The following is an 18,083-nucleotide window of genomic DNA, read 5'->3' as shown; positions in this document are numbered from 1 at the left end:
TTGATCATTAACACTCATTTTTCCTCGAATCAATGCAATCTTTAGCTTTGCTGAGCCGAATCAGGAACTCCCCATTCCACCACAAGGCCAGCATAAGTTAGTCCGCCTCCAAATCCAAATAAAGCAAGTCGCTGTCCTTGTTTTACTTTCCCTGCATCCACGGCAAGTTGGATGGCCAGCGGGATGGAAGCTGCCGACGTGTTGCCCCGATACTCTGCACTGGTCAACGTACGTTCCATGGGAATCGGGCCGCGCTCGCACATCGCTTCGATCATTCTCAGGTTAGCGCTGTGGGGCACGAACCAGTCGATTTGCTCTGCCTGCAATCCGGCTTTGGCAATCAATTTCGGCACTTGTTCCGGGATCAGACGCACAGCCCATTTATAGACCTCTCTGCCGTTTTGCACGAGACTGCCATTCCCCTGAAGAGATACGCCGTCCATTTCGGAAGAGAGCCCGCTGCTATAAACGTGTATGCCGCCTTCGCCCTGCGTTCCGGACAACGCTGCAAGGGAATTTCCTTTCCCCTCGGTCCGTTCCAACAAAAATGCCCCCGCCCCATCGCCAAACAAAATGCACGTGGAACGATCCGTATAATCCGTAATTTTCGATAACGTCTCCGTGCCAACCACTAGCACCTTGCGATACATCCCGCTCGTAATCAGGCTGTCTGCCAGCTGCAGACCATATACAAAACCCGCGCATGCTGCGCTTAAATCCATCGCTCCTGTCTGCGGAATATTTAGTTTTGTCTGAATTCTGGAAGCCGTGTTGGGAAAAGGATACTCTGGCGTGCTCGTCGCCACCAGAATCATATCTACGTCTTGAACGTCTGCCCCGTAGCGTTGAATCATATCCTCCACCGCCTTGACGGCAAGGTCCGAAACAAATTGATCCTCAGTTGCGATGCGGCGCTCTCTCATGCCCGTCCGCTGAACGATCCATTCATCGTTTGTGTCGACCATTTTTTCCAAATCCGCATTACTCAGAATGCGCTCTGGGACATACGTTCCAAATGCGGTGATTTTAGCTTTTGACTGCAACATGCTAGCACCTCCGTTAGTGTGTTTTCACTATTATAGCACCAACTATTAGTATCTGGTACTAAAATTATCGTCGATTAATTAGTCATGCCATATTGGCATTACAATACTGTTACCTATTCCAAGAAGCAACGATAAATTACGTTCTCTTTATAAATATTATATGTAATGTCTTAAAGAGCCTCTGATCATGCATTACCCGTTTGCAGAACAGGATCAACGACCGAGTCCTGCTCCATCAAAAACAAATGATGCACAAGATTCTTAATAAAAAAAGCAGCCCAATAACTTAATTGGGCTGCTAGTTTAAACAAAAAAAACCACCGCCGATGACATCGGCAGTGGTTCTTCGCTTGGCGGCTTCCTACTCTCCCAGGACCCTGCGGTCCAAGTACCATCGGCGCTAGAGGGCTTAACGGTCGTGTTCGGGATGGGAACGTGTGGAACCCCTCCGCCATCGCCACCAAACATGATTTTTCGAAGCCTACGCTTCTCGAAATCGCTGCGAGAAAAGTTCAGCCCTTAAAGGACAGCCTATTCTCAAGCCCAGAGATTGCTCTCTGAAAACTGGATTCGAAACGAAATTTGCGATCTTAGAACCTGCATTTTTTGGATAAGCCCTCGACCGATTAGTACTGGTCAGCTCCATGCATTGCTGCACTTCCACCCCCAGCCTATCTACCTCGTCGTCTTCAAGGGGTCTTACATACTGGGAAATCTCATCTTGAGGGGGGCTTCACGCTTAGATGCTTTCAGCGCTTATCCCGTCCGTACATAGCTACCCAGCGGTGCTCCTGGCGGAACAACTGGTACACCAGCGGTACGTCCATCCCGGTCCTCTCGTACTAAGGACAGCTCCTCTCAAATTTCCTACGCCCACGACAGATAGGGACCGAACTGTCTCACGACGTTCTGAACCCAGCTCGCGTACCGCTTTAATGGGCGAACAGCCCAACCCTTGGGACCTACTTCAGCCCCAGGATGCGATGAGCCGACATCGAGGTGCCAAACCTCCCCGTCGATGTGGACTCTTGGGGGAGATAAGCCTGTTATCCCCAGGGTAGCTTTTATCCGTTGAGCGATGGCCCTTCCATGCGGTACCACCGGATCACTAAGCCCGACTTTCGTCCCTGCTCGACTTGTAGGTCTCGCAGTCAAGCTCCCTTATGCCTTTGCACTCTTCGAATGATTTCCAACCATTCTGAGGGAACCTTTGGGCGCCTCCGTTACTCTTTAGGAGGCGACCGCCCCAGTCAAACTGCCCACCTGACACTGTCCCCGTACCCGATTAGGGCACCAGGTTAGAACCTAGATACGATCAGGGTGGTATCCCAACGGTGCCTCCACACAAGCTGGCGCTCATGCTTCTCAGGCTCCCACCTATCCTGTACAGATCGTACCCAAATTCAATATCAAGCTGCAGTAAAGCTCCATGGGGTCTTTCCGTCTTGTCGCGGGTAACCTGCATCTTCACAGGTATTAAAATTTCACCGGATCTCTCGTTGAGACAGCGCCCAAGTCGTTACGCCATTCGTGCGGGTCAGAATTTACCTGACAAGGAATTTCGCTACCTTAGGACCGTTATAGTTACGGCCGCCGTTTACTGGGGCTTCGGTTCACAGCTTCGGGATTGCTCCCTAACCGCTCCCCTTAACCTTCCAGCACCGGGCAGGCGTCAGCCCGTATACTTCGCCTTACGGCTTCGCACAGACCTGTGTTTTTGCTAAACAGTCGCTTGGGCCTTTTCACTGCGGCCCCCTCGTGCTATTCACACTACCGGGGCACCCCTTCTCCCGAAGTTACGGGGTCATTTTGCCGAGTTCCTTAACGAGAGTTCTTCCGCGCGCCTTAGAATTCTCTTCTCGCCTACCTGTGTCGGTTTGCGGTACGGGCACCTTCATCTGGCTAGAGGCTTTTCTTGGCAGTGTGAGATCATGACCTTCGCTACTGTAATTTTCACTCCCCATCACAGCTCAGCCTTATGGTTAGCGGATTTGCCTACTAACCAGCCTCACTGCTTGGACAGGCATCCATCAGCCTGCGTCACTACCCTACTGCGTCCCCCCATCGCTCGTAACGATTTACGGTGGTACAGGAATTTCGACCTGTTGTCCTTCGACTACGCCTTTCGGCCTCGCCTTAGGTCCCGACTTACCCTGAGCGGACGAGCCTTCCTCAGGAACCCTTAGGCTTTCGGCGGATCAGATTCTCACTGATCTTTTCGTTACTCATACCGGCATTCTCACTTGTATAATGTCCAGCGCTCCTTACGGTACACCTTCAACCCTTATACAACGCTCCCCTACCCCTGATCATAAGATCAAGCCATAGCTTCGGTGGTGTGTTTAGCCCCGTTACATTTTCGGCGCAGAGTCACTCGACCAGTGAGCTATTACGCACTCTTTCAATGGTGGCTGCTTCTAAGCCAACATCCTGGTTGTCTGTGCAACTCCACATCCTTTCCCACTTAACACACACTTGGGGACCTTAGCTGATGGTCTGGGCTGTTTCCCTTTTGACAATGGATCTTAGCACTCACTGTCTGACTCCCGGAAGTAAGTCTATGGCATTCGGAGTTTGACTGAGCTTGGTAACCCTTGCGGGCCCCGCACCCAATCAGTGCTCTACCTCCACGACTCTGTTTTCCGAGGCTAGCCCTAAAGCTATTTCGGGGAGAACCAGCTATCTCCGAGTTCGATTGGAATTTCTCCGCTACCCCCACCTCATCCCCGCACTTTTCAACGTGCGTGGGTTCGGGCCTCCAGTGCGTGTTACCGCACCTTCACCCTGGACAGGGGTAGATCACCCGGTTTCGGGTCTACGTCCACGTACTATGTCGCCCTATTCAGACTCGCTTTCGCTGCGGCTCCGGCTTCTCACCTTAACCTTGCACGGGAACGTAACTCGCCGGTTCATTCTACAAAAGGCACGCCATCACCCCTAAAATGGGCTCTGACTTCTTGTAAGCACACGGTTTCAGGTTCTATTTCACTCCCCTTCCGGGGTGCTTTTCACCTTTCCCTCACGGTACTGCTTCACTATCGGTCGCTAGGAAGTATTTAGCCTTGGCAGATGGTCCTGCCGGATTCATACGGGGTTTCACGTGCCCCGCACTACTCGGGATCCGTCTCGGAGGGAACCAACTTTCAATTACAGGGCTTTTACCTTCTATGGCGGGCCTTTCCAGACCTCTTCGTTTAACCGGCTCCTTTGTAACTCCATGTGAGACGTCCCACAACCCCAGAGAGCAAGCTCCCTGGTTTGGGCTGTTCCGCGTTCGCTCGCCGCTACTGACGGAATCACTATTGTTTTCTCTTCCTCAGGGTACTTAGATGTTTCAGTTCCCCTGGTATGCCTCTCCTGCCCTATGTATTCAGACAAGAGTAACTGGGTATTACGCCAGCTGGGTTTCCCCATTCGGACATCCCCGGATCAAAGCTTGCTTACAGCTCCCCGAGGCAGTATCGTTGTTCGCCACGTCCTTCATCGGCTCCTAGCGCCTAGGCATCCTCCGTGTGCTCTTAGTAGCTTAACCAATTGCTCGGATGAGCAATGCAGTTTTCACTAATATATAAACTTGTTGACACAAGTTCAGCTAGGATGATTGTTCATCGGTTGCTTGAACCGAATGAGCATTCATCCGAAAAGGAATGTTCTAATTCGCATTTTTCGTTTCGATATCCAGTTTTCAAGGAACAATCTCGTTTGCTTTCGGGCCGTTCACGGAATGTGTCGGTCGAAAGTTACGAGCATGTGTTTGAGAGTTTGAACTCTCAAAACTGAGCAACGAGTGAGTAAGTTTGCAGCTGAGCTGCTTATTTGAATGTCTTCATCGCAGAAGACGATTCTCCATAGAAAGGAGGTGATCCAGCCGCACCTTCCGATACGGCTACCTTGTTACGACTTCACCCCAATCATCTACCCCACCTTCGGCGGCTGGCTCCTTGCGGTTACCCCACCGACTTCGGGTGTTGTAAACTCTCGTGGTGTGACGGGCGGTGTGTACAAGACCCGGGAACGTATTCACCGCGGCATGCTGATCCGCGATTACTAGCAATTCCGACTTCATGCAGGCGAGTTGCAGCCTGCAATCCGAACTGAGACCGGCTTTTTAGGATTAGCTCCACCTCGCGGCTTCGCAGCCCGTTGTACCGGCCATTGTAGTACGTGTGTAGCCCAGGTCATAAGGGGCATGATGATTTGACGTCATCCCCACCTTCCTCCGGTTTGTCACCGGCAGTCACCTTAGAGTGCCCACCCGAAGTGCTGGCAACTAAGATCAAGGGTTGCGCTCGTTGCGGGACTTAACCCAACATCTCACGACACGAGCTGACGACAACCATGCACCACCTGTCTCCTCTGTCCCGAAGGAAAGGTACATCTCTGTACCGGTCAGAGGGATGTCAAGACCTGGTAAGGTTCTTCGCGTTGCTTCGAATTAAACCACATACTCCACTGCTTGTGCGGGTCCCCGTCAATTCCTTTGAGTTTCAGTCTTGCGACCGTACTCCCCAGGCGGAATGCTTAATGTGTTAACTTCGGCACCAAGGGTATCGAAACCCCTAACACCTAGCATTCATCGTTTACGGCGTGGACTACCAGGGTATCTAATCCTGTTTGCTCCCCACGCTTTCGCGCCTCAGCGTCAGTTACAGCCCAGAGAGTCGCCTTCGCCACTGGTGTTCCTCCACATCTCTACGCATTTCACCGCTACACGTGGAATTCCACTCTCCTCTTCTGCACTCAAGTCATCCAGTTTCCAGTGCGATCCGGGGTTGAGCCCCGGGATTAAACACCAGACTTAAATGACCGCCTGCGCGCGCTTTACGCCCAATAATTCCGGACAACGCTTGCCCCCTACGTATTACCGCGGCTGCTGGCACGTAGTTAGCCGGGGCTTTCTTCTCAGGTACCGTCACCTTGAGAGCAGTTACTCTCCCAAGCGTTCTTCCCTGGCAACAGAGCTTTACGATCCGAAAACCTTCATCACTCACGCGGCATTGCTCCGTCAGGCTTTCGCCCATTGCGGAAGATTCCCTACTGCTGCCTCCCGTAGGAGTCTGGGCCGTGTCTCAGTCCCAGTGTGGCCGATCACCCTCTCAGGTCGGCTACGCATCGTCGCCTTGGTGAGCCGTTACCTCACCAACTAGCTAATGCGCCGCAGGCCCATCCTCAAGTGACAGATTGCTCCGTCTTTCCAGTTTCCTTCAGGCGAAGAAAACAAGTATTCGGTATTAGCTACCGTTTCCGGTAGTTGTCCCAAGCTTGAGGGCAGGTTGCCTACGTGTTACTCACCCGTCCGCCGCTAACTATCAGAGAAGCAAGCTTCTCATCAAGTCCGCTCGACTTGCATGTATTAGGCATGCCGCCAGCGTTCGTCCTGAGCCAGGATCAAACTCTCCAATAAAGATGAATTTCGGTCACGAGGTTAATCGTGATAAAAATCATCTGAGGTATTGAAAAGAGCGATTAGCTCATTTTGAATCTGACGAGATAAAATATCTCAATATTGCTCCGGTTTTTATACAGTCATACGACATGTACCAAAAACCTTCGCATTACTCACTCGTTGTTCAGTTTTCAAAGATCAAACTTCGTTTTCGTTACTAAGTTGTTGTCCTTAGCAACTCTTATATCCTATCACATCCGAACCAACTTTGCAAGCATTTTTTTAAGTTTCTTTTTTCGAAGCTTATTTGCTTTGCTTGCCGCACCATATTTCTCGGTGTTTTCTTGGCCGGAATTAGAATATACCATGTACATAAATATTATGCAAGTGTTTTTTAAACTTTTTATCAGATGTCCCCTTAGCTCAAACCTAATTATCAAACCAATGCCGATTGTCCTGCCCCTTCTCTGTAATGAAAGTGACGCAAAAGTTCCCTTCTATCCAAACGCTCAAGAAACACAACTTCTACGTACTGTTATGCCATTCCCCAAACTACAGCCTGATAATGTCCCCCTCCGAGCACTTACATCAAAAAAGCCGATTTGGTGTTTGGCTGCCAGCGCTCGCACTGTCTCATATGCCTCTTCTGCCTCGACCAGGCAAATGCCACATATATGATATGCCTGCCGATCGAGTATTCGGTTAAACGATTGTCCGTCCCTTCCTCCTCCATCGCTTCAAACGTTTCGTCATCCACATCCATGGACGGAAATACTTGAACCATATCTTCATAAAAACGCTGAAGTTGATCAGCACTTACAGTGATATCTTTGTATGTGTGACCTTCGCTCCACTCTGTTTGTTTATCATACCATGCGAGAAATCCCTCTCTGCTCTGCGGGGCAGCTTTCGTATCAAATACCATCAAATCGCAACTCATACTTTGCCTCCTTACTGAAAATGTCTACTTATTATATAGAAGATACTATTTCGTCATCACCTCCCAAAGTGTCTCTGGCTCTAACCCCGCGCTTAGTTCCTCGCTGCACATCCTGCACTAAGCTGCAAAGCAACAAAAAAAAGCGAAAGCCCGGGTCACCCGGACGCTTCCGCTTTCTTCGTTTCATTATCTTTATTCCCCGCCCATAAATACAAAGCGACAAATCACAATGATCGCTAATATCCACATTAACCAGTGAATCTTCACCTTGCGTTCGGTAACCAGGTTACCGAACACTGCCAATACGACATAGGATACAATCCCCGCCGAGATCCCGTTCGCAATCCCGCCCGTGAAAGGCATGAGTACGATGGTCAGGAATGCCGGAAACGCCTGCAGAAAATCATTCCACTCAATTTCGCGCACTTGGCTCATCATCAGCACACCCACGATAATCAGGGCAGGAGCCGTCGCAGCGGACGGTACGACCAGCGCAAGAGGCGCAATGAACAAGGAAAGGATAAACAACAGACCTGTCGTTACCGAGGTAAGGCCTGTACGCCCACCAGCCTCTACGCCCGAAGCACTTTCCACGAACGCCGTAATCGTGCTCGTCCCCAGCGCAGCACCCGCGCTGACACCGACAGCATCAACGAGCATCGCTTTACCGATCGTTTTCTCGCCTTTTTTCTTGTCTTTCATGATGCCCATCCGTGTCGCGGTACCCACCATCGTCCCGAACGTGTCAAACAGTTCTACAAATGTAAAAATGAAAATGATCTCAAACAGTCCAAGGCTAATCGCGCCTTTCAGATCAAGCTGACCCACTGCCAGATCACTGAAGTTAGGCAACCAGCTGGCAGTGGACAAACCATCAAGGTTGGTCACCCCCATCGGGATACCGATCAGCGTAGTAGCCACGATACCGATGAGCAGCGCACCTTTGACCCGCATAACCATTAATACGGCAATCAGCAAAAGACCGATCAATGCCAGCAGCGCATCATGATGCGTGATGAAGTTACCCAGCGACAAATTGAAACTGCTGCCCGGAATAGGCTTGCTCAGGTCAGCATCCGGCGCAACGTTTACCGTCACTGCAACCAGGTTGGCCAATTTGAAACCAACAATTGTAATGAAAAGACCGATACCGACCGTGATGGCAATCTTCAACGTTTGCGGCACGGCAACAAGCAGCATCTGGCGAATGCGGGTCACAGTGAGAATAATGAATACGATACCCGAGATAAAGACGGCACCGAGTGCAGCCTGCCAGGTAATCGCTCCATTTGAACTGAGAACCACAGTCATGAAGTACGCATTCAGCCCCATACCCGGCGCAAGCGCGATCGGGATGTTAACGAACAGCCCCATAATAATGGTCATCAAACCCGCCCCGACGGCAGTCGCAAAAAATACCGCATTGTCCGACATGCCGGCACCAGCTTGTCCAAGGAACAACGTATTGACGAACAGGATGTACGCCATCGTCATGAATGTGGTAAGTCCCGCAACAACCTCCGTTCTGACGGTCGTTCCGTTTTCTTTTAATTTAAAGAACCGATCCATGTTTTACTAACTCCTCCTTAGAGTAAATGAAGCCATTTCGAAAACGACAAATGACCCTGAGCATATGATTAAGCACCCAGGGTTCCGATTGGTCAGACCGGCACTCCTCTTCTAATGAAGAGACAAAAAAGAATTCCCATGTGCGCATGGTAACGCATTGCATGCAGAATTCATGGTGCCGCATCTTCTCCTCTTCGTAGCAGGATCATTAGGGTGATCTCGTAGAGACTCCCGAGCCCATTCCCGGGATTATACGAACAGTATGCGCGATTTGTTTGTTTTCCATCACTATTTTAGAAGCGGTGTCCCCTATTTGTCAATGACAAAAACGAATGTTAAAACTGAAACCGAAACCAAATGTTCGTGTTCAAGCAAAAAATATGAACAGAACACCAAAAAGGCTGCCGTAATTCACGACAGCCAAGCATGAATGTTATCGCTTCATTACCCTTTAATCCCGGAATTGAGGTTGATGGATTGAAGGAAATATTTTTGGGCAAAAATAAACAGAAGCAGTGTCGGAATGATGGCCAAAATCGCAGACCCCATCAATTGTCCGATCATCCGGTAGTTTCCGTAGATATCCTGCAGCAGCAGCAATCCTGCCGTGATCGGCATTTTTTCGACATCCGTGTACACGATAACAGGCCAGAGGAAGTCGTTCCAAGACCCGATAAACGAGAACAGACCACAGACGATCAGTACCGGTTTCACGAGCGGCAAAATAATGGAATAGTAAATTCTGAACTCACCTGCTCCATCCACTTTGGCGGATTCGTCCAATTCATGCGGAATGCCTTTCATGAACTGACGAACGAGGAAGATATTCCCCATACCCGCAAGCCCCGGGATGATCATCGCCCAGGCGGTATTAACCCAGCCCAGCGCTTCGATCACTTTATATGAAGGAATCAGATTGACGACACCAGGGAAAAACGAAATGCCGAGCAGCGTGAAGAAGAGGGCATCTCTTCCCTTAAACTTGAGACGCGTATAACCGTAACCCGTAAGGGAAATGATCAAAACGACCAGCGCCGTATGCGAAATGGCAATGACAAGCGAGTTCACCAGCCATCTTAATATCGGTGCGGTTGAAGTGTTCTGCAAGACGGCAAGATAGTTGCCGAAGTCCCACTCTTTAGGAAGCAGACTAAAACCTGCCGATACGACCTCTGACTGCGAACGAAATGATGTTGTGATGCCGAAAATGACGGGCACAGCCCATACGATGCAAATACTGATCAAAAAGAGATACGATATATATTTGGATATGCTTATTTTTTTCGCCATTGTATTGTACCTGCTCCTTCCCTATCCACGTTCGATTCCGCCAATCTAATTGGCATTCCGGTTCATCACGTAATACTGCAGCGCGGAGATCACCAGAATGACCAAACCAAGCAACACGGCCATCGCGGAAGCCATCCCGGCTACCGATTCGCCGGAGCCAAAGGCCAGCTGCCGAATGTACATCATCAGCACGTGAGTGCTCTGCTGCGGTCCACCTTTAGTCATCATCAAAGGCTGTCCGAAGACGTTAAACGCCCCTGCTGTCGTCATGACAAACGTGAAAATCAGCGGAAAACGAATGGAAGGGAGCGTAATGCTGAAAAATCTGCGCACAGGCCCTGCACCGTCCATCTCGGCGGCCTCGTACAAATCACCCGGAACGCCATTGATTGAGGCACGATAAATAATCATGTTTCCACCAACGGCACCCCAGACTGAAATCACGATAATAATAATCCATGCATAGGGCTGATTCGCCGCCCAGGATATTTCCGATCCGAACACATTCCCGGTAATACCCAACTGCTTGTTGAAAATAAGGGACCAGATCAGGGCCGCCGCCGAAATGGAGATCAGACCCGGAATGTAGATAATGGCCTGCATGAAACCTTTGAACTTGACCTTCTTATGCTCAAGGGCAACCGCAACCAGAAGCGGAATGATAATGAGAGGCGGCACACTTAACACCACAAAGATCAATGTGTTCTTCAAACCGTTATAAAACTGGAAGTGGAAAGAGGACTCGGTATCGAATAAAATGGTTTTATAGTTATCCAATCCAACCCATACCGGATCGTTGATCAGGTTCCATTTCGTGAAAGAAGCATAAATACCGTAAATCGTCGGCAGCAAAATGAACATCAGGAACAGGATCAAGTGAGGGCCAACGAACAGAAACGGTGCAAAAGATCGTTTATTCATATCCTTTCATTTCTCCTTTGGGAAAAGCAATGCGCCAACCAGGTGGCACATTGCTTTTAATGCAATTAAATGGCGGGGTGCGCATCACACATCCATTTGTGTCGTTCCGGCATCATTGGGCTCCGCTGCTGCCTTGCGCGATCTTGTCTTCAACTTCCTTTTGCATCGTCTGCAGCGTTTCATCGAGGTCGACATTGCCTCGAACGATGTCTACGGAATATTTATCCACGACTTCTGCAATATATGGATAATACTCATACGTGTAAATGTAAAGGGATTCGATTTCTTTATCGTTAGATGTGAAGAACGATTGCATGTAGTTTTTGTATTCGGGATTCTCAATGACCTGTTTACTTGCTACGGTCTGTCCGGCTTTCGCCCACTCCATCGAATTCTGACGGATGAACTCCAGGAACTTGCCGATGCCTTGCTCCTTCTCATCGGTTCTTGCTTCATTCTTCATCATGGCGAACAAGTGGGAAGAAGAACGGTTCGTAAACTTATCGGCAGTCGTTGAGTACACATTCGTTACGCCAAAGTTCAAACCTTCAACGGCCGCATGCGCCGTGGAGCTCCATGTGCCGTCCGTAGAGAACAGTACGTTGCCGGATTGGAACATCAAGTACCCATCTTCGCCGAATGGGGTCATCAGGCCGGCATCGGCAACTTTCTTGATGCTTTCGTAAACCTGTTTCATTTCCGGTGTATTGATCGAAGGTTTACCGTCTTTCTGTACGTCTCCGCCGACGTTCTGCAATTGGCCCAGAACAACCCAACCAAACAGGGCATCATTGACGACATAGTCGCCCTCATCCAGCTTCCCTTGCAGGGAAAGCATTTCGTCGATGGTCACAACGTTGTCGTCCAGGAAAGATTCGACGCCGTATTTCTTCAACAAGTCTTTGTTGTAATACATGACGTTGCTATGAATATCGAGAGGAACGGTATATTGCGTGCCATCGATGTTACCCGTGGACCAAGCTTGCGGCAAGTAATTTTCTTCCTTGATCTCCGGCTGTCCGGCAAGCACGTTCGTCATCGGTTCCAGTACGTTTTGCTTAACGTATCCAGGCACGCGGTCAGCGTGGATAATTGTCAGATCCGGAATACCTTTGCCGGAGTTGATTACAGTGGACAGTTTCGTGTACATGTCAGAAGTGACTACATGTTTTACTTTGATTTCCGGTTCGGTGGCATTATATTCTTTGACCAGTTGATCCATGTACGCTCCATCTTCACCCGTCAATGGCGTCCAGAACGTAATCGTATTTTTGTCGTTCGAGCCGCAGCCTGCGAGCACAACAGCCATTAACAAGACAAATGCCATGGATACTAAACCTTTTTTACGTTTCACACAAGAACCCCCCTAGAATGATCAATCCCAAATGTTTAACTGTAAACGCATTCAAATATCATACGAATATGGCAGGGCGTGTATCCAATCGGAAACCCTTGAAACATAACCCTGCATTATCGTTGGAAACTGGATGGAGGAAGCTTGCCTAGGAGTGCTCCCTCCGACCACCCAAACATTAATCTTTAAATTAATGATTAACGTTTTTATGAATTTATCGTAATTCATAGCGCTTTCATTGTCAACCACTTTGTTCCACTTTGCTGGAATAAATCTTGCTGTGTTTGTCGTTACACTTCAAAAGAACGGCCGTCCGGCACAGGAATGCCGAATACAGGGAAACCCGCATCGTCCCACCCGAATACTTGAGCGCGGGCATGCCGATTCGGATCATACAGCGGATCGCCCTCGATCTCTTTGTAGTTGCGTGCGTGATAAACGATAATATCTTGGCTTCCATCCGGGGATACGGTAAAACTGTTGTGCCCCGGTCCGTATTGCCCCACTTCCTCGTTCGTTTGGAACACGGGCTCCGGAAGCTTGACCCAGCTTTCCGCCGCCAGAAGATCGCTGTTCTCATCGGCATAAAGAAGTCCCATGCAATAATTGTGATCGGTCGCGCTCGCAGAGAACGCAATGAATATCTTTCCGTTGCGCTTCAATACCGCTGCTCCCTCATTCACCAGAAAGCCAATCTTTTCCCAATCATGCGTCGGCTCGGCAATCATCACTTGTTCCGAACCAAGGGTCCACGGGTTTTCCATGGAAGCGATGTACAGATTGGAATTCCCGACAATGTCAGGGTCCTTCTGTGCCCATACAAGATATTGCACGCCTTTATGCTCAAATGAAGTGGCATCAAGGGCAAAGCTTTCCCATTTGGTTTTGATCTGTCCCTTCTCGACCCATTCGCCTTCAAGCGGATTGGCCGATTCGTTTTCCAACACGAACATGCGATGGTCGAAGAGGCCTTCAACCGTTTCCGTGGTGCGGGCTGCAGCAAAATAGATATACCATTTGCCTTGCACGAAATGGATTTCCGGCGCCCAAATGTTGGCACTCATCGGCCCTTTGTCATACTTGCGCCACGCCACAACAGGCTCGGCCTCGCCCAATTCCTGAATCGTGCGGGCTCTCCTCACTTCAATCCGGTCGTATTCCGGCACGGAGCCGGTAAAATAATAATATCCGTCGGTATGTTTGTATACCCATGGATCGGCTCTCTGCGGTATAATCGGATTAATAAACGATGTTTCTGTCGGTACGGTACTCATCGTGTCATCCCCTGTCCTGTGAATAGACCCATTCACATTTTTGTTTATTAATTCACATTTACATTGATTAATTCACTTAAATACTAAAATACAATCCTAAGATGTGTCAATTGCCTTAACGGTAAAATCTCTCCAATGATTTGAATTTGTTTACATTTTTCCGAATCATTCTGATTAATTTTTGTTTTTTTTCAACATATTTGGTATATTTCTTTAAAGAGACCGTTCAACTTTTCTTGTGATTGCTTTCGAAATCCGATATTATTAAATTCTACGTTTAACATTCACAATAATGTTAATAGTTCATTTCTGTTCGGAGGAATAACATTGAAAATCGACCTGAACGAAAAAAACCTGCATATTTTTGAAGCACTCTCCAGCAACGTGCGCATCCAAATCGTGCACCTGCTGTCCAAAAAATCGATGAATATAAAAGAACTGGCCGAAGCTCTCGGCCTTAGCAGCGCCATCATGACCATGCATATCAAGAAACTCGAAAAGGCCGGCGTCGTCGAGTCAGCGATGGCCCCCGGCAAAGGAGGAGCCGCGCAAAAGGTTTGCTCCCTTAACATGGATACTCTTGAAATCGCATTCCCGACCAAAGACGTCATTCCGCGGGAGATCCGCAAAACCGAAATTTCGGTCGGCCACTTCACCGATTTGCAGATCAAACCCACTTGCGGCATATGCACGCGGGATTCCATCATCGGCATCTTTGACGATCCGCGCTACTTCCTGGACCCGGATCGGCTCAAAGCCAAAATCCTGTGGTTCGGCCAAGGTTATATCGAATACAAGATCCCGAATTATTTGATGGGGGATGAAAATCCGGAGGAGCTTGAAATTTCGATGGAAATTTCCTCGGAGGCCCCGCTGACCAACAATAACTGGCCTTCGGACATTACGTTTATCGTGAACGGGGTCGAAGTGGGCATGTGGACCAGCCCTGGGGATTTCGGAGGCAAAGGCAAGCTGAACCCGCCATGGTGGTTCGAAAGCGTCAACCAGTACGGGCTGCTGAAACATTTGATCATCAAAAAAGAAGGCACCTTTATGGATGGCGTCAAATTATCCGACGTGAGCATCGACGATATCGGTATACGCAACAGCTATTGGTCCTTGCGCATCGCCGTTAAGGAAGATGCCGAGCATATCGGCGGCGTCACCCTCTTCGGACAAGGCTTCGGCAATCATAATCAGGACATCATTTTCCGCCTGTATTACACGCAGCAAGAGGAAAAACCGGAGTAATACTTCTTGGGAAATAGATGATATAGAAACCGCATTAATTAATCACACAAGGCCCTGCCTCCGTCAAGAACGGTGGTCAGGGCCTTTGCTGGTTGATTAGACTCAGTTAGGTAAACATAACATACCTAGGAAAAATCATGTTCCTTAAGTTTGGACTTCCTTCTTCTTGCAGAGCAATATCTTCCATCAGGCACCCGGTGGCTGCATTCCCCCGCTGAATCCGCCGCCGACTCGAACCTCCAAAGCATTCCAGGTGTCTCCATCCAAGGTGACATTCACGATGTCCCCTTCCTTCAGATCGGCGGGGCTGATCTCACTTTCGGTTCCGCCCTCTTCTCCCTGTACCATCGAAACAAGCTTTGTCGAATCGGTCAAGGCAACTTCAACCGTCTCATCGGTGAACATACCCTCTGTGTTCATCTCACCCGGGGGTAGTCCTTGTCCCTCCCCACCTTCCGGCGCCGCTGGCGGTTCTTCGCCTTCTGCCGGAGCGTTTCCTGACTGTGCATCTTGAGGCGATTGTTTTCCCTCATTCATCGGGCCGCCTTCGCCGGGCTGCTGGGAAGACTTGTACAACGTGATGGCTTGACCATCGATGGACTTGATTTTACCCATCAGCATGGTTCCTGGAACCTCCGTTGCCGCCTCTTGTCCGGTTTGTCCCTCGCTCGCTTCCGAGGTCTGCTCTGCTCCGTTGGAACTGTCCGCCGCAGACGCCCCTGCCGCAGTCGCCGATATGTCCGTTGATGCCGTTTCTGTATTTTGTGCCGCCGTTCCGCAGCCTGCCAACATAACCACTAACATTGCGCTGCTTAAACCCATCGTCCATTTGTTCATTTTGTTTTTGTTCTTCATATGAGTCGTTCCCCTTTCAGCAACTTTCGTTGTTGATGTACTTAGTGTACAAGCCCCACCTTAAATAGATCTGAAAGTAAAATAAAAAAAACTCCCTTCGATCCTGCTGAAATTACGCAGATAAAAGAGAGTCTTTTTCGCTTTATTGTTGCCGTTATGGCTGAAATAACGATGTTAGTCCACGAAACAAGCCCTGGAGCACCAGGGCTTGTCCCGAACTTAACAACATGAATAGTTAATGACCTATTCCCACTCTATTGTTGCAGGTGGTTTGGACGTTACGTCATACACGATCCGGTTGACGTTGTCCACTTCGTTGACGATGCGCACGGAGATTTTCTCCAGCACGTCCCAAGGGATACGTGCCCAGTCCGCCGTCATGCCGTCGATGGAAGTCACCGCACGAATACCTACGGTGTAGGAATACGTACGCGCGTCACCCATAACGCCAACGCTCTTCATGTTAGGCAGCGCCGTAAAGTACTGCCAGATTTCGCGGCCCAGTCCGGCCTTAATGATTTCTTCACGCAGGATGTAATCGGAATCCCGTACGATTTTCAGCTTTTCTTCCGTAACTTCGCCAAGCACGCGGATCGCAAGACCCGGGCCCGGGAACGGCTGACGCCATACGATTTCGTCCGGCAGACCGCATTCTGTTCCCACTTTGCGAACTTCGTCCTTGAACAGAGCGCTCAATGGCTCAATCAATTTGAAGTTCATGTCTTCAGGCAAACCGCCCACGTTATGGTGAGACTTGATCGTTTGAGCCGTAGCCGTGCCGCTCTCTACGATATCCGTGTACAGCGTACCTTGAGCCAGGAATTCGAAATCATCGAATTTTTTGGACTCTTCGTCAAAGACGTAGATGAATTCGTTACCGATGATTTTACGTTTTTGTTCCGGATCGTCAACGCCCGCCAATTTGGACAGGAAACGTTCCTGTGCGTCGATTTTGACCACTTTCATGTCAAACTTGCCAACAAAGGTCTCCATAACGCTTTCGGCTTCGCCTTTGCGCAGCAAACCGTGATCGATGAACATACATGTCAGTTGGTCGCCGATCGCTCTGTGGATCAACGCAGCTACAACGGAAGAATCCACGCCGCCGCTGAGCGCGCAGAGCACTTTGCCGTCGCCCACTTTTTCGCGAATATCGTTAACGGTATCCTCGATGAACGTTTCCATGCTCCAGTTGCCTTCGCAACCGCAAATTTCGTACAGGAAGTTGCGAATCATTTCATTACCGCGCACGGAGTGCTGTACTTCCGGGTGGAACTGGACTGCATACAATTTGCGCTCGTCATTGCTCATCGCCGCGATTGGCGCACTTTCCGTACCTGCATCCAGTTTGAATCCTGGAGGAAGCGTAACGACGTGGTCTCCATGGCTCATCCATACCGTGTGCTCGCCTTCGATGCCTTTGGCCAGGGCAGCGCCCGGAGCGAATGCCAGGTCTGCTTTACCATACTCGCGTTTCTCGGCGCGCTCCACTTTACCTTCGAGCTGCTGCGCCATAAGCTGCATGCCGTAGCAGATCCCGAAGATCGGAAGTCCCAGATCGTAAACGGCCGGATCGACGTGCGGCGCATTCTCTGCGTACACGCTGGATGGACCTCCGGAGAATACGATCCCTTTCGGCGACAATTCCGCAATTTTCTCAGCCGGTGTGTTGTACGGCAAAAGCTCGCTGTACACGCCCAGATCCCGGATTCTTCTGGCGATCAATTGGTTGTACTGGCCCCCGAAGTCAAGGACAACCACTATTTCATTTTGCTTGTTCATTACCGTGCCTCCCTCAATTAATGAAACTAATTATACGCAACGACAAAACATACCGTCAAGGAAAGGAGAAGCTCCTTTATTCGACATTTTTGCGTATGTATGCCGTGCAACGTCAGGACGGACAAACCTCCACTGGATAAGGACATTTTTGCGATGGACACGCTTGTCCTTCCTCTGTTCATCCTTGCGTGGAAAAACGCCCCATTCGCGCCAAAACGCGACACAAGGCGTCCAGAAACCTAATCTTCAACTGAACTCGGCAGCAAAGCGCAAATACCGCTTAAGGCTGCGGTTTTACCATATATACGCTCACGACTGTGACAAACACCACGAACTCTCTTTCGCCCCTAAGGTGTTACGCATCCGACCCACGTGTGCCTGAGATCGGCTTGGTCTATGTGAGCGGCCGGGGCGG

General features: G+C 49.7%; 10 protein-coding genes, 3 rRNA genes and 1 riboswitch. Of the genes, 1 reads left to right on the top strand and 12 read right to left on the bottom strand.

From position 1 onward, the window contains the following. Positions 1 to 41: 41 nt before the first annotated feature. The 10 genes from SNR34_RS03900 to SNR34_RS03855 form a co-directional block, all read right to left on the bottom strand. Positions 42 to 1,046 carry a beta-ketoacyl-ACP synthase 3 gene (locus SNR34_RS03900; RefSeq protein ID WP_486181182.1) on the bottom strand — a complete coding sequence of 335 codons (1,005 nt, stop codon included), beginning with the start codon at positions 1,044 to 1,046 and terminating at the stop codon, positions 42 to 44. Between the two features lie 348 nt (positions 1,047 to 1,394). Continuing rightward, a 5S ribosomal RNA gene (gene rrf / locus SNR34_RS03895) occupies positions 1,395 to 1,511 on the bottom strand. A gap of 141 nt (positions 1,512 to 1,652) precedes the next feature. Next, a 23S ribosomal RNA gene (locus SNR34_RS03890) occupies positions 1,653 to 4,578 on the bottom strand. A gap of 320 nt (positions 4,579 to 4,898) precedes the next feature. Beyond that, positions 4,899 to 6,450 (bottom strand): 16S ribosomal RNA (locus tag SNR34_RS03885). The 16S, 23S and 5S rRNA genes sit together here, the layout of an rRNA operon. Before the next feature lie 565 nt (positions 6,451 to 7,015). After that, positions 7,016 to 7,372 carry a hypothetical protein gene (locus tag SNR34_RS03880; protein WP_486181181.1) on the bottom strand — a complete coding sequence of 119 codons (357 nt, stop codon included), beginning with the start codon at positions 7,370 to 7,372 and terminating at the stop codon, positions 7,016 to 7,018. A gap of 192 nt (positions 7,373 to 7,564) precedes the next feature. Next, the gene (locus SNR34_RS03875) at positions 7,565 to 8,941 is read right to left on the bottom strand and encodes an NCS2 family permease (protein WP_236420847.1); all 1,377 of its coding nucleotides are present in this window, start codon (positions 8,939 to 8,941) and stop codon (positions 7,565 to 7,567) included. Positions 8,942 to 9,118: 177 nt separating this feature from the next. Then, a riboswitch (purine riboswitch) is annotated at positions 9,119 to 9,218 on the bottom strand. A gap of 167 nt (positions 9,219 to 9,385) precedes the next feature. Continuing rightward, positions 9,386 to 10,231: a carbohydrate ABC transporter permease gene (locus SNR34_RS03870; RefSeq protein WP_236420846.1), complete on the bottom strand. Its 846-nt coding sequence runs from the start codon at positions 10,229 to 10,231 to the stop codon at positions 9,386 to 9,388. Between the two features lie 45 nt (positions 10,232 to 10,276). After that, complete coding sequence (locus tag SNR34_RS03865; RefSeq protein WP_236420845.1) at positions 10,277 to 11,152, bottom strand: carbohydrate ABC transporter permease; 876 nt, start codon at positions 11,150 to 11,152, stop codon at positions 10,277 to 10,279. Positions 11,153 to 11,264: 112 nt separating this feature from the next. Next, complete coding sequence (locus tag SNR34_RS03860) at positions 11,265 to 12,479, bottom strand: extracellular solute-binding protein (RefSeq protein ID WP_438286899.1); 1,215 nt, start codon at positions 12,477 to 12,479, stop codon at positions 11,265 to 11,267. Positions 12,480 to 12,796: 317 nt separating this feature from the next. Then, the gene (locus SNR34_RS03855; protein WP_486181180.1) at positions 12,797 to 13,780 is read right to left on the bottom strand and encodes a glycoside hydrolase family 43 protein; all 984 of its coding nucleotides are present in this window, start codon (positions 13,778 to 13,780) and stop codon (positions 12,797 to 12,799) included. Between the two features lie 327 nt (positions 13,781 to 14,107). On the opposite strand from SNR34_RS03855, the gene SNR34_RS03850 reads away from it, so the two are divergent. Next, positions 14,108 to 15,031 (top strand): ArsR/SmtB family transcription factor, encoded by a 924-nt coding sequence (locus SNR34_RS03850; protein WP_236420842.1) that lies wholly within the window; start codon positions 14,108 to 14,110, stop codon positions 15,029 to 15,031. Between the two features lie 186 nt (positions 15,032 to 15,217). Here SNR34_RS03850 and SNR34_RS03845 read toward each other — a convergent pair whose 3' ends face one another. Together SNR34_RS03845 and guaA are read right to left on the bottom strand one after the other, a co-directional pair. Beyond that, positions 15,218 to 15,886 carry a hypothetical protein gene (locus SNR34_RS03845; RefSeq protein WP_486181179.1) on the bottom strand — a complete coding sequence of 223 codons (669 nt, stop codon included), beginning with the start codon at positions 15,884 to 15,886 and terminating at the stop codon, positions 15,218 to 15,220. A 243-nt stretch (positions 15,887 to 16,129) separates the two neighbouring features. Then, entirely contained in the window at positions 16,130 to 17,668 is a 1,539-nt protein-coding gene (gene guaA / locus SNR34_RS03840; RefSeq protein ID WP_236420840.1) for a glutamine-hydrolyzing GMP synthase, read from the bottom strand. Positions 17,669 to 18,083: the final 415 nt, after the last annotated feature.

The organism is Paenibacillus sp. XP01, from assembly GCF_057364885.1.
This window is presented reverse-complemented; position numbering and strand designations above follow the sequence as displayed.

Excerpts from the sequence above, each read along its gene's own strand:
- SNR34_RS03900 (WP_486181182.1), bottom strand. The coding sequence starts at position 1,046 with ATGTTGCAGTCAAAAGCTAAAATCACCGCATTTGGAACGTATGTCCCA.
- SNR34_RS03880 (WP_486181181.1), bottom strand. The coding sequence starts at position 7,372 with ATGAGTTGCGATTTGATGGTATTTGATACGAAAGCTGCCCCGCAGAGC.
- SNR34_RS03875 (WP_236420847.1), bottom strand. The coding sequence starts at position 8,941 with ATGGATCGGTTCTTTAAATTAAAAGAAAACGGAACGACCGTCAGAACG.
- SNR34_RS03870 (WP_236420846.1), bottom strand. The coding sequence starts at position 10,231 with ATGGCGAAAAAAATAAGCATATCCAAATATATATCGTATCTCTTTTTG.
- SNR34_RS03865 (WP_236420845.1), bottom strand. The coding sequence starts at position 11,152 with ATGAATAAACGATCTTTTGCACCGTTTCTGTTCGTTGGCCCTCACTTG.
- SNR34_RS03860 (WP_438286899.1), bottom strand. The coding sequence starts at position 12,479 with ATGGCATTTGTCTTGTTAATGGCTGTTGTGCTCGCAGGCTGCGGCTCG.
- SNR34_RS03855 (WP_486181180.1), bottom strand. The coding sequence starts at position 13,780 with ATGAGTACCGTACCGACAGAAACATCGTTTATTAATCCGATTATACCG.
- SNR34_RS03845 (WP_486181179.1), bottom strand. The coding sequence starts at position 15,886 with ATGAAGAACAAAAACAAAATGAACAAATGGACGATGGGTTTAAGCAGC.
- guaA (WP_236420840.1), bottom strand. The coding sequence starts at position 17,668 with ATGAACAAGCAAAATGAAATAGTGGTTGTCCTTGACTTCGGGGGCCAG.